At 47.9% G+C, this 12,912-nt stretch carries 11 protein-coding genes and 1 pseudogene; 6 read left to right on the top strand and 6 right to left on the bottom strand.

What is annotated here, in order from left to right:
- Nucleotides 1-87 precede the first annotated feature (87 nt).
- Both M2387_RS07400 and M2387_RS07395 read left to right on the top strand, forming a co-directional pair.
- A complete protein-coding gene (locus M2387_RS07400; protein WP_259049013.1) occupies nucleotides 88-783 on the top strand; it encodes an amino acid racemase in 696 nt (231 codons plus the stop codon).
- A gap of 190 nt (nucleotides 784-973) precedes the next feature.
- Entirely contained in the window at nucleotides 974-2,140 is a 1,167-nt protein-coding gene (locus M2387_RS07395; protein WP_259048411.1) for an MFS transporter, read from the top strand.
- A 1-nt stretch (nucleotide 2,141) separates the two neighbouring features.
- On the opposite strand, the gene M2387_RS07390 is transcribed toward M2387_RS07395, so the two are convergent.
- Nucleotides 2,142-3,065, bottom strand: a complete 924-nt coding sequence (locus M2387_RS07390; RefSeq protein WP_259048409.1) for a LysR family transcriptional regulator — start codon at nucleotides 3,063-3,065, stop codon at nucleotides 2,142-2,144.
- A gap of 113 nt (nucleotides 3,066-3,178) precedes the next feature.
- Between M2387_RS07390 and lysA the strand changes: the two genes are divergently transcribed.
- Nucleotides 3,179-4,441, top strand: a complete 1,263-nt coding sequence (gene lysA / locus M2387_RS07385; RefSeq protein WP_259048407.1) for a diaminopimelate decarboxylase — start codon at nucleotides 3,179-3,181, stop codon at nucleotides 4,439-4,441.
- A gap of 75 nt (nucleotides 4,442-4,516) precedes the next feature.
- Nucleotides 4,517-5,020 (top strand): GNAT family N-acetyltransferase, encoded by a 504-nt coding sequence (locus M2387_RS07380; RefSeq protein WP_259048406.1) that lies wholly within the window; start codon nucleotides 4,517-4,519, stop codon nucleotides 5,018-5,020.
- On the opposite strand, the gene galR is transcribed toward M2387_RS07380, so the two are convergent.
- On the bottom strand, nucleotides 4,962-5,975 hold the full coding sequence (gene galR, locus M2387_RS07375; RefSeq protein ID WP_259048404.1) for an HTH-type transcriptional regulator GalR: 1,014 nt from the start codon (nucleotides 5,973-5,975) through the stop codon (nucleotides 4,962-4,964). The two genes, M2387_RS07380 and galR, sit on opposite strands and share 59 nt — an antisense overlap.
- A 714-nt stretch (nucleotides 5,976-6,689) precedes the next feature.
- Here galR and aas point away from each other — a divergent pair.
- Both aas and lplT read left to right on the top strand, forming a co-directional pair.
- Nucleotides 6,690-8,849: a bifunctional acyl-ACP--phospholipid O-acyltransferase/long-chain-fatty-acid--ACP ligase gene (gene aas, locus M2387_RS07370; protein ID WP_259048402.1), complete on the top strand. Its 2,160-nt coding sequence runs from the start codon at nucleotides 6,690-6,692 to the stop codon at nucleotides 8,847-8,849.
- Nucleotides 8,842-10,056 (top strand): lysophospholipid transporter LplT, encoded by a 1,215-nt coding sequence (gene lplT, locus M2387_RS07365; protein WP_259048400.1) that lies wholly within the window; start codon nucleotides 8,842-8,844, stop codon nucleotides 10,054-10,056. The genes aas and lplT overlap by 8 nt, the downstream gene beginning before the upstream one ends.
- A gap of 46 nt (nucleotides 10,057-10,102) precedes the next feature.
- Here lplT and M2387_RS07360 read toward each other — a convergent pair whose 3' ends face one another.
- The 4 genes and pseudogenes from M2387_RS07360 to M2387_RS25890 all read right to left on the bottom strand — a co-directional run.
- Nucleotides 10,103-11,146, bottom strand: a complete 1,044-nt coding sequence (locus tag M2387_RS07360; RefSeq protein ID WP_259048398.1) for an NADP(H)-dependent aldo-keto reductase — start codon at nucleotides 11,144-11,146, stop codon at nucleotides 10,103-10,105.
- 235 nt (nucleotides 11,147-11,381) lie between these two features.
- Nucleotides 11,382-11,600, bottom strand: coding sequence for a YgdI/YgdR family lipoprotein (locus tag M2387_RS07355; protein WP_259048396.1), 219 nt, complete (start codon nucleotides 11,598-11,600; stop codon nucleotides 11,382-11,384).
- 140 nt (nucleotides 11,601-11,740) lie between these two features.
- Complete coding sequence (gene mutH / locus M2387_RS07350; RefSeq protein WP_259048394.1) at nucleotides 11,741-12,427, bottom strand: DNA mismatch repair endonuclease MutH; 687 nt, start codon at nucleotides 12,425-12,427, stop codon at nucleotides 11,741-11,743.
- 148 nt (nucleotides 12,428-12,575) lie between these two features.
- Nucleotides 12,576-12,671, bottom strand: a pseudogene (locus tag M2387_RS25890) (hypothetical protein); the annotation flags it as partial.
- Nucleotides 12,672-12,912: the final 241 nt, after the last annotated feature.

The raw sequence follows: 12,912 nt of genomic DNA, 5'->3' as shown, positions 1-12,912 counted from the left end.
AATCGAGTCAAGATAATTGCAGACCGGAAAATGCTTTGCTAGCCTCTTCATTTTGATAGAAACCGCGTCACAATAAAGGTGGATATGATGAAAACAATTGGACTGTTAGGCGGTATGAGCTGGGAATCAACAATTCCGTATTATCGCCTCATCAATCAAGGGATTAATAACCATTTAGGTGGACTGCACTCTGCTAAGATTTTACTGCATAGCGTTGATTTCTATGAAATAGAGGCTTGTCAGGCCGCGGGTACATGGGATAAAGCGGGTGAGATACTGGCGGATGCGGCCTCAGGGCTGGAAAAAGCTGGGGCTGATGGCATTATGCTCTGTACTAATACCATGCATAAAGTCGTGCCACAGATTGAAGCTCGTTGCTCACTACCTATTCTGCATATTGCCGATGCAACTGGTCAGGTGATTCGTAATGCCGGATTAAGGCAAATTGCGTTACTGGGGACCCGCTACACCATGGAACAGGATTTCTATCGCGGGCGACTAAAAGACTCATTTGGTATTACCTCGCTTATTCCCGATGAAACTCAGCGAATGAAAATTAATCAGGTTATTTTTGATGAACTTTGCCATGGGGTTATTCATCCGGCATCAAAACGTTATTACCAGCAAATTATCAATGAATTACAAGAGCTAGGGGCCGAGGGTGTTATTTTCGGTTGTACTGAAATAGGCATGTTGCTTGATCAGAATGACTGTTCAATACCGGTTTTTGATACCACAGCCATTCATGCTCAGGCAGCGGTTGACTTTATGCTGAGCAAGTAGTTATCCCGGCCATCGGTTTCCCCAGCAATACGACTTGTGTTATAAACCTGTGAATGAGATCACGTTTTAGCTACATTTTGCCACCGGCTATGCAGGGCTGCAGAATGGCTAAGCAAAACATGCAGACCTTAATCCAGGCGGGCAGGCATAAGACTACCGCTTTTTCGTTGACTGAAATTGGGGGCGTTTTATGCCTGTTTCTTTACTGGCGCTGGCAATCAGCGCCTTTGCCATTGGTACCACTGAGTTTGTGATTATGGGCTTATTGCCCGAAGTGGCCGAAAGCCTGACGATTTCGATTCCGACAGCCGGCTGGTTAATCAGTGGATACGCATTGGGGGTAGCGATTGGTGCTCCAATTATGGCGTTACTCACCGCACGCCTCCCGCGTAAGTTGTCATTATCGCTACTGATGATTATTTTTATTGTCGGTAATGCATTATGTGCAATTGCCCTGAATTACGAGTTCCTGATGCTGGCACGGATTATTACCGCGCTTTGTCATGGTGCCTTCTTTGGTATTGGTGCTGTGGTTGCCGCAAGCCTGGTGCCGGAGGGGCGTAAAGCTTCAGCCGTGGCGTTGATGTTTACCGGCCTGACGCTAGCTAATGTGCTAGGTGTACCTTTAGGTACGGCGTTTGGTCAGCTTTATGGCTGGCGAGCGACTTTCTGGGGCGTTTCTGTCATCGGTATTCTGGCTTTTATCTGCCTGATTATCAGCCTGCCGACACAAAAAAATGCTGAAGCCACCGACATTAAAGCGGAAGTCAAAGCGCTGGCTAATGGCAAGTTATGGCTATCTCTGAGCATGACGGTCTTTTTTGCCGCGGCGATGTTCGCCTTATTTAGCTACATCGCACCAATGCTATTAGACATTACCGGTATCACACCTGAAGGCGTGAGCTGGACACTGTTTCTGATTGGTGGCGGTCTGACTATCGGTAATATTCTCGGCGGCCGGCTGGCTGACTGGCGGGTTTCATTCAGTTTGTTACTGAGCTTTAGCCTGATAGCGCTATTTTCACTGCTGTTCCGCTGGACCAGCCATGATACCTGGCTTGCTGAAATCACGTTATTTTTATGGGCTATCGCAACTTTTGCCACTGTACCAGCCTTACAAATTAATGTGCTGGCTCACGGTAAAAATGCACCTAACCTGGTCTCTACCTTGAATATTGCTGCCTTTAACGTTGGCAATGCGCTTGGGGCTTGGGTAGGCGGCGTGGTTATTGGTGGCGGTTTTGGCCTCACGGTCGTGCCTGTCGCCGCAGCCGGCCTGGCGGTCATCGGTTTGATTATCTGCCTGATTACCTTTAAGGGTGCAACGCCTCAGAGGCAGCTAGTTACCGAGTCGTAAATTAGTTATTTAGCAGAGCATTAAGTGAGTCACTATATTGATGGCTGTGCCGCTGCAAATGCTCACTAAATGCGTTAACCAGGGCTGAGGTGGGGCGGTGTAAGGGACGAATTAAGCTTACCGTGAAAGGAACTGATTCACTGAACCGCTTTACCACCAGCCCCTGTCCCTGATAGTCCAGCGCCGTCAGTGGATTTACGATTGATATCCCCACACCCGCTTTGACCATGGCACATACAGAGGCGGCGCTGTGGGTTTCAACCACCATACGTCGTTTAATATTAAATTCCTGAAATAACGCGTCCAGTAACTGACGGTAGCTGTCCGTTGGCGACAGGCTAATATAATTTTCGCCAGTAAAATCCTGCGGTGTCAGTACCTTTTTCGTCGCTAATCTATGCCCGGCAGGAAGGACGCAGACTTCGTTGAGGGTCAGCAACGTCAGGCGTTCTGTTCCTGCCGGAGTCAGACTATTTTCCGTTAAGCCTAAATCATGACGCTGGGCCGAAAGCCATTCTTCAAGCAACGGCGACTCCTGGGGAATAATATTCAGACTCAGGTCGGGATAACGCGCCAGAAAAGGTTGCAGTAAACGAGGCAAAAAAGACTGAGAAAACACCGGTAAACAGGCAACAGAAAGTTCGCCCTGACGAAACTCACGCAGGCTTTCAGCGGCATTCAAAATACGGTCGAGACCGTACCAGGAACGCTGTACCTCTTCAAATAACCGCAATCCTTGCACCGTGGGGTGTAAACGCCCGCGGCTTCGCTCAAATAGCTGTAAATCTATGAGTTTTTCAAACCGAGCCAGCTCCCGGCTAATGGTTGGCTGGGAGGTATGCAGCAAGGCCGCTGCCTCGGTCAAATTACCCGCAGTGATGACGGCCCGAAATATTTCAATATGACGTAGCGTGATGGCTGGCATAGTTGTCTCCTTTTTCCCATATCATATTTGAATAGACTGGCGAGAAAACGATATTTTTTATCTGATATGAATTATGGCGTAATACTGAAAATAATTATTTGTCGGAGTTCACTATGCCTCGCCTGTTAACGGATACCACAACTGCACTGAATACCCAGAATTTACTGGCCCTGGCGACCGAATATGGCTGCCCGATCTGGGCTTATGATGCGGATATTATCCGTCATCAAATTGAGCAGTTACGTCAGTTTGATGTGATTCGTTTTGCGCAGAAAGCCTGCTCGAATATTCATATCCTTAAACTGATGCGTGAGCAGGGCGTCAAAGTCGACTCTGTTTCTCAGGGGGAAATCGAACGCGCTCTGGCCGCAGGCTATCAGCCGTCAGAAAATCCGGACGATATCGTTTTTACTGCTGATGTGATTGACGATGCAACGCTTGCGCTGGTTGCCGAGCATAAAATTGCCGTGAATATTGGTTCTGTCGATATGCTGCATCAGCTTGGCGCGGCATCGCCGGGTCACCGTGTCTGGTTGCGTATTAACCCAGGTTTTGGTCATGGTCATAGTCAGAAAACCAATACGGGTGGAGAGAACAGCAAGCACGGCATCTGGCATACTGACCTGCCGCAGGCTTTAGAAGTGATGCAGCGTTACCAGTTGCAGTTAGTCGGTATGCATATGCATATCGGTTCCGGGGTTGATTATGGTCATCTGGAGCAGGTCTGTGGGGCGATGGTAAGCCAGGTCATTGATTTTGGTCAGGATCTGGAGGCTATCTCTGCGGGCGGTGGTCTATCTATTCCTTACCACATTGGTGATGAAACTATTGATACCCAACACTATTTTGGCCTGTGGAATGCCGCTCGGGAAGTGATTGCCTCTCATTTGGGCCACCCGGTCAAACTGGAAATTGAACCAGGACGCTTCCTGGTCGCCGAAGCAGGTGTGCTGGTCGCTCAGGTTCGCGCAGTCAAAGAGATGGGGTCACGTCACTTTGTGCTGATTGACGCCGGATTTAATGACTTAATGCGTCCGTCAATGTATGGCAGCTATCACCATATTTCCGCTCTGCCACATGACGGTCGCTCACTGGAATCTACAGGACTTGTGGAAACCGTGGTGGCGGGCCCGCTCTGTGAATCAGGCGATGTATTTACCCAGCAAGAAGGCGGTAAAGTAGAAACGCGTCTGCTACCTGCGGTTGAAGTGGGTGATTACTTAGTGCTGCATGATACCGGGGCTTATGGTGCGTCGATGTCTTCTAACTACAATACCCGTCCATTACTGCCTGAAGTCTTGTTTGATAACGGTCAGGCACGCTTGATTCGTCGTCGTCAGACTATTGCCGAGCTCCTGGCGCTAGAGATTCTGTAATCTGACTGAATAACCGCTACACTTCAGCTATCTGACTGGTGAAGATGTCTTTGCCAGTCGCTATTTGAGGTCTCTATGCAGATTATCCCGTTATATCAGGCTCCACATCACGCTAAACAAGTCACTGACTGGATATGGCAGGAGTTTGGTAGTTCCGATAGCCGGGATTTTTTTGCCTCTGTTATTAACTCCAGCCAGCAAGAAGGCGCACTTCCTTTGACGTTTATTGCTGTGGAGGGGGAAAGATTGCTCGGCACTGTGGGGTTATGGCGCTGCGATCTGATTAGCCGTCAGGATCTCTGGCCCTGGCTGGCGGCGCTCTATATTGACGAAAGTCAGCGGGGTAAAGGCCTGGGTGGGAAACTACAAAGTCATGTTATTCACTATGCGCGTGAATGTGGTTTTGAAACGCTCTACCTCTATTCCGCCTGTAAAGACTATTACGAGCGGTTTGGCTGGCATTATATCGGCGATGGGCTGGATTATCCGGCGACTAGCGTCCATCTCTACCAACGGCCAACTAACGTTTTTGCCGATTGTTCATCAGTACCGAGTGGCGACGTACCAGGGTTGGCGTAAACATATGGGTCACTTCCGGCAGTGGCGTATTTTCGGCTAACGCCAGTGCCAGTTCAGCGGCCTGTGTTGCCATATTGACTATCGGATATCGGACGGTGGTCAGGCGCGGACGTGTATAACGAGAAATCAAGATATCATCAAAACCTATCAGCGAAATCGCATTCGGCACATCCTGACCATTATCACTTAATACACCCATGGCACCGGCAGCCATCGAATCGTTATAACAGGCTATCGCGGTGAAATTTTTGCCGTGGCTTAACAGTTCGGTCATCGCCTGTTCACCGCCACTCTCATCCGGCTCACCAAAGGTTATCAACCGCTCATCGGCAACGATATTATGCTCATGCAGAGCATCAAGGTATCCCTGCAATCGTTCTTCGGCATCAGAAATTTTATGATTAGAACAGAGATAACCTATCTGGCTATGCCCCTGCTGAATGAGATGACGTGTGGCAAGCCAGGCGCCATAACGATTATCAAGCGCGATACAACGCTGTTCAAATCCAGGCAGGATACGGTTAATCAACACCATACCAGGTATTTGTTCCATTAAGGGAATAAGCCGGGAGTCAGGCGTTTTCTTGGCATGAACCACCAGAGCCGCACAGCGATGGCGCATCAGTTGTTCAATCGCCTGAGTCTCTTTTTTTTCATTATGATAACCATTGCCAATCAGCAAGAAATTACCGCTGTGATAGGAGACCTGCTCTACCGCTTTCACCATTGCGCCAAAAAAGGGATCTGAGACATCACCGACCACCAGACCAATCGTTTTGGTATTTTGCTGGGCCAGGGCGCGGGCGTTAGCGTTGGGATGATAGTTCAAGGACTTCATCGCATTATTAACAGCCTCACGTGAAGCGGCACTGGCTTTCGGTGAGTGATTAATCACGCGGGAAACCGTGGCGACCGAGACTCCGGCGAGCTGTGCTACATCCTTAATTGTCGCCATGAATGACCTTTTTACCCGTGATATGTTTCATGAGGCTCAGTGTTGCGGAAATTGCCACTTACTTCAAGGAACTCCCCCCCATGCTGCTTGATAATTCACAGTATTAAGATGAAAAATAAAAGTTAGTTCAATAATTAGTCGTCTATTGTTCGTTTTTTAGCTTCTCGTCAAGAATATATTGCAGGGCAAACCTTTGCTTACATTTTGCAGTCTGCTGTTGCTATTTACCCATAGATGAAGTGAGCACCCCGCTGCTACAGTTTAAATCCCAGAGGTATTGATTGGTGAGAATTCTTGATACTCAGCTGAGTACAGTTCATTTGCACCAGCCTGCGCAGATGCGCAGGCTTTTTTTTGCCTGAATTCTTAATCGTTCCGGGTCTACTACTCTTCTCTCATTTCTGCCTGACCTGCGCTGCCGCTCCCAATGTGCCACCTATCCCACTAACGGGACCCGAGTGATAATATTCTTCTTATTTTTATGTACCCCTTTTTCGGGGGCGTAAAAACTGGTGTACTCTGTGGAATGAATGCTGTTACTGCTTAGAGCCTATCCCATTAGGCTATTTTATTTGCCATTTTGGCCCTGGGCCTGCTCAAAATTCTCACGGACGAAGTGTACGCTCCGGTTTTTCCGCGCTGTCCGTGCCCAAACTGACTGCAACAATGTACGCCTAATGGGATAGGCTCTTAATGATAATAAAGGGAGTCTTCATGTTCTTTACGTTTTTGCGCACTGTATTTCGTGTACTTTTTCGGGTACGCCTTTATGGCGACACGCAAAGTCTTAAACAGTCACGCGTACTGATTGTACCGAACCATGTTTCATTTATTGATGGCATTCTGCTGGCACTCTTTTTACCGGTACGTCCGGTCTTTGCGGTGTACTCCTCGATTACTGAAAAGTGGTATATGCGTTGGTTAAAATCGATTATCGATTTTGTCCCACTCGATCCGACTCGCCCTCTGGCTATCAAACATTTGGTACGCCTGGTAGAGCAAGGCCGCCCGGTGGTTATTTTCCCTGAAGGTCGTATTTCGGTGAGTGGCTCACTGATGAAAATCTATGATGGGGCTGGTTTTGTTGCCGCTAAATCAAAAGCCGTCGTTGTTCCCATCAGAATTGACGGCGCTGAACTGACCTTTTTTAGTCGCCTGAAAGGGCTGGTTAAACAGCGTCTTTTCCCAAAAATCACTTTGCATATTTTACCTCCGACCTCGCTTGAGATGCCTGTGGCAAGACGTCCTCGTGACAGGCGAAAAATTGCCGGAGAAATGCTGCATCAGATAATGATGGAAGCGCGTATGGCGGTACGGCCGCGGGAAACATTATTTGAGGCACTGCTGGCGGCAAAATATCGTTATGGTGCGGGCAAACACTGTATTGAGGATATTAATTTCAAACCCGATAGCTACCGCTCTTTGCTGAAAAAGATCCTGTCTGTCGGACGAATTCTGGATAAATACAGCGCACCCGGGGAAAGTATCGGGCTGATGCTTCCAAACGCCGCTATCAGCGCGGCGGTTATTTTTGGGGCTTCACTGCGCGGCCGTGTCCCAGCGATGATGAACTATAGCGCTGGTGTTAAAGGCCTGACGAGTGCGATTACTGCGGCACAAATTAAGACCGTGTTTACCTCACGGCAGTTTCTCGATAAGGGTAAGTTGTGGCACTTGCCTGAACAATTAACCCAGGTTCGCTGGATTTTCTTGGAAGATTTAAAATCTACCGTAACCACGGGTGATAAGCTCTGGATCCTGGCTCATCTGTTAGTGCCACGGCTGGCACAAGTCAAACAGCAGCCGGAACAAGCCGCTATTATTCTGTTTACCTCGGGCTCCGAAGGTCATCCGAAAGGCGTGGTGCATAGCCATAAAAGTATCCTGGCGAATGTCGAACAAATTCGTACCATTGCAGATTTTACCGCTGACGACCGTTTTATGTCCGCTTTACCTCTGTTCCATTCATTTGGCCTGACTGTCGGGCTATTTACTCCACTGTTTACCGGAGCACAAGTTTTCCTTTATCCGAGTCCGCTGCACTATCGTGTGGTGCCTGAGCTGATTTATGACCGAAACTGTACCGTGATGTTTGGTACCTCGACTTTCCTTGGTCACTACGCTCGCTTTGCCAGTCCGTATGATTTCTACCGTATTCGCTATGTCGTCGCCGGAGCCGAGAAATTACAGGAAAGTACTCGCCAGCTGTGGCAGGAAAAATTCGGCTTACGCGTTCTTGAGGGATACGGGGTGACGGAATGTGCGCCAGTAGTTTCTATTAATGTGCCAATGGCATGCAAAACGGGAACTGTTGGCCGCATTCTTCCGGCGATGGATGCCCGTTTGATGGCGGTGCCCGGTATTGAAGAGGGTGGACGACTGCAGCTAAAAGGGCCGAACATTATGAACGGCTATCTTAGGTTCGAAAATCCAGGAATACTGGAAGTCCCCGTTGCGGAAAATGCAGATGGAGAGTTAGAAAACGGCTGGTATGACACCGGGGATATCGTCACTTTTGATTCACAAGGCTACTGTATTATTCAGGGGCGCGCCAAGCGTTTTGCGAAAATTGCAGGTGAGATGGTGTCACTGGAAATGGTTGAACAGATGGCAATAGGTGTATCACCTGAAAAACTCCATGCTACAGTAGTGCGTCAGGATGCGGCAAAAGGGGAGGCTTTGGTGCTCTTTACCAGCGATGCTGAGTTAAAACGCGATAGTTTACTGAGTTATGCCCGGGAGCATGGTATTCCTGAGCTTGCCGTGCCGCGCGATATTCGCTTTTTGAAACAGCTCCCGGTATTAGGCAGTGGTAAACCTGATTTTATGACCCTGAAAGCACAACTTGATGAGGCAGAGAAGGCAAATGGCTGAATCGACAGTTAAGGATACTTCGCTTTGTTCTCGCGGCATGATGGCGGTAACGGGGGCACAGTTTCTCTCGGCATTTGGTGATAATGCGCTACTTTTTGTTACCCTGGCGGTGCTGAAGCAACAATTTTATCCTGACTGGAGTCAGCCGATATTACAGATGGTATTTGTCGGAGCCTATATTGTATTTGCTCCGTTTGTTGGTCAAGTTGCTGACAGTTTCTCTAAAGGACGAGTAATGATGATGGCTAACAGCCTGAAATTACTCGGCGCAGCCTGCATCTGTTTTGGTCTTGACCCCTTTATTGGCTACACTCTGGTTGGCGTAGGTGCAGCCACTTATTCCCCTGCGAAATACGGTATTCTCGGTGAGCTGACGACCGGTCCTAATCTGGTGAAAGCAAATGGACTGATGGAAGCTTCGACGATTGTCGCGATTCTTTTAGGATCTGTCGCAGGCGGTATCCTGGCGGATTTAAATCTGTTCGCGGCTTTACTGGTTTGTGTCGTGGTTTACGCCGCGGCGGTGGTCGCCAATCTGTTTATTCCTAAACTTGCCCCGGCACGTCCCGGTGAGTCCTGGCATTTTCTTGCTATGTTCCGCCATTTTGTCGGAGCCTGTCGTACGTTGTGGCAGAACCCTGAAACACGTCTTACCCTTGTCGGAACCAGTATGTTCTGGGGTGCGGGCGTGACTCTGCGCTTTTTACTGGTGCTGTGGGTACCTGTCGCGCTCGGTATTACCGATAACGCTACGCCGACCTATCTTAACGCCATGGTTGCCGTTGGCATTGTAGTGGGTGCCGGCCTTGCGGCAAAACTCGTGACGCTTAAGAGCGTTGCTCGCTGTATGCCTGCGGGTATCCTGCTTGGAATTGGCGTTCTTTTCTTTGCAATACAGCAGTCATTACTTCCCGCTTATCTGCTACTGACCTTGATTGGGGTATGTGGTGGATTCTTTGTCGTGCCACTTAATGCACTGTTGCAAGAAAAAGGGAAAGAAACCGTCGGAGCTGGCCATGCTATTGCCGTTCAGAACCTGGGGGAAAATACCGCCATGTTACTGATGCTGGGGCTCTATTCACTGGCAGTGAAAGTCGGTTTACCGGTGGTTGGCATCGGCGTTGGCTTTGGTTCTATCTTTGCAATCGCTATTACGGTGTTATGGATCTGGCAGCATAATCAGAAAAAACGCGCGCTCCACTTATGATAGCCTTACAGACTACCCGCTAAACGGGTAGTCTGTTTGCTAAAATTCAAGGTGCGGGATAGGTATACACCCGGTGTACCGCTTCAAGTTCTTTCAGCACATCCTCACTCAATTCAAGATGCAAACTGCCAATATTGCTTTTCAGTTGCTCAAGCGTGGTTGCTCCCAGCAGGGTACTGGCAACAAAGGGTTGGCGACGAACAAAAGCAAGCGCCATTTGCGCCGGATCAAGATTATGGCGTCTGGCGATATCAACATAAGCGGCGACTGCTTTTTGTGATTGTTCACCATTGTAACGGGTGAAGCGACTGAATAATGTGTGGCGTGCGCCAGCGGGCTGGGCACCATTAAGATACTTACCGCTGAGTGTTCCAAATGCCAGACAAGAATAGGCCAGTAGCTCGACACCTTCATGCTGAGTTATTTCAGATAATCCCACTTCAAAGCTTCTGTTCAGCAAACTGTATGGATTCTGGATGGTGACAATGCGTGGTAAATCGTGTTTTTCTGCCAGTTTCAGGTAGCGCATCACACCAAATGGCGTCTCGTTGGAGACACCAATATAGCGAATTTTTCCTGCTCGCTGTAATTCTGTCAGTGCTTCCAGCGTTTCCAGAATTGTCACTGGAAAGGTCGTGGTATCGGTCCAGGTATAACCAAGTTGTCCAAAACAGTTGGTCGGCCTTTGAGGCCAGTGAACCTGATAGAGATCGAGATAGTCAGTTTGTAAACGTTTCAGGCTGGCATCGAGTGCCTGACGAATATTTTTACGATCAAGTACCTGATGAGGGCGGATCCCTGAGTCAGTATTTCGTGGCGGGCCGCTGACTTTTGAAGCAATAACCAGTTTTTCTCTGTTACCGCGCGCTTTGAGCCAGTTACCGACGTAAGTTTCAGTGAGCCCCTGGGTTTCTGGCCGAGGGGGAACCGGGTACATCTCTGCGACATCAATTAAATTAATACCCTGGCTGACGGCATAGTCGAGTTGTTCATGGGCATCAGCTTCGCTGTTCTGCTCGCCAAATGTCATGGTGCCTAATCCCAAAGTACTTATTTCAAGTGAGCTCCAGGGAATACGATGATAATGCATAGTGAGCTTCCTTAACGGTTGTACAGTCGGGAAAAATCCCTAACCAAGAGCTATAACATGGCAGAGGTGAACACAAAGAAAAAGGGGGAAAGGGCAGAAAACGTTGAGATCGTTATAAAAAAGGAGTTTTATCGGAACTCTCGTTCAAGTCGTCCGGGGATGAACGTTGTGGAACTCGCCGAATCGCACGGGGTATCTGTGTTCATCGACGTCTTTGAGCGTAATTCGAAAAGGATTAACGTTTGATTATCTGCGAAATTTCCTGGCGATTGATTTGAATTTCGTTACCTTCAGCATCATGATAACTCACCAGCCCGGTCTCATCATCGACCTTAGGTTTACCTTCAGTCAGGATCATACGGCCATCTTTAGTTGCCATCACATAATCACTGCTACAGCCTGAAACGGCAAATACCAGACCAATGGCTGAGATTGCTACTGCCCATTTTGTCATTTTTAAGCCTCTTTCTGGAATTAACTGTCTATGACTTTAGTAGTAATAGAATTCAACGAGTAAGAAAAGCAGTTAATTCTGATTAAGACGATAAGGTAACCTTTTTTCTTGCAGAGCGAGGAAAAAATAGCGCTAACGTCTTAATAACAGAAATGCCTGGCGAGCAAAGCGGCGGTAAAGTTTTTCTTCAGATAAAAGCCACGAGGCAGAGTCAGAATAGAAGCACCGTCAATACCAATAGCTTCAGTCAGCGCACGACTGTTTGCTGCCTTAGGGCGTAGTTGTAACACCTCACCATGTCGAGCCGTTATGCGCTCCACATGCCCGAGTACAATCAAATCCATCAGCTCTTCGAAGTCCTGGCGGAGTTGTTCTTCTTCATCGGCGTCAGGGCTCCATAATAGCGGTGAACCCACATGACGTTCAGCAAGCGGGATCTGGCGTTCACCTTCAACAGGTATCCATAAGACGCGTTTCAGTTTGTGCTTCACATGGCTGGTTTCCCAGGTTACACCACTATTACCAGTCAGCGGGGCGACGCAGACAAAAGTCGTTTCCAGCGGGCGACCAAGGGCATCAACCGGAATAGTTTTAAGCTCAATACCTAAGGCTGCAAAATCTTGTTCAGGTTTACTACCCGCACTGGCTCCCAGCCATAATTCCAGTAATCCCCCTACCCAGCCTTTATCACGCTTAAGATTATCAGGGATAGTTATGCAAGCTTTAGCCGCCAGTTCTCCCAGGGTATAACCTGCAATAGATTGGGCCTGGTTAAGCAGGGCTGCTTCACTTTCTGGTGGTGAGGTAAAAGGTTGTATTGATAACATTTAGAGATAACACTTCTGGTCAAAAAATGAGCGCAAGTTATTCACAATAGACTGACTATAAAACACTGTTTACAGATAAATGACAACATAATGATTTATAGAATTTTTTTTATCATTTTTACAGGATATTCTGAGAAGAAAAAAACCTTTTCCCAATCTGGTCACTGGCAATGAACAGGATCTTACCCCCAGTTATCCACAGAAAAATGGGATAACTGGCAAAATGGCAGACTACTGGTTCTATTTACAGCCTTGACGGGGGGGTAAAATACAATACTTCAGCAGTTTTTGACTAACTTGTTTGCACAAACTGTGGATAAAAACGACGTTGTACGATCTTTCATCAGTAGCCATTGACGCTATGTGATCAATGTCACTATATCGGTTTTTTTATGTCATATTGAATTTTTATCATAATGATTTTAATGTATTTATTTTTTATTTAACCCGCTGTGATTTTAAGCTTATTTAAAGTTGTCCCTATG

Source organism: Klebsiella sp. BIGb0407 (genome assembly GCF_024807845.1).
In the GTDB taxonomy this organism is placed as follows: Bacteria; Pseudomonadota; Gammaproteobacteria; order Enterobacterales; family Enterobacteriaceae; genus JGM124.
Note: the sequence above shows the minus strand (reverse complement) of the source record. Positions and strands in the feature narration are given on the sequence as shown.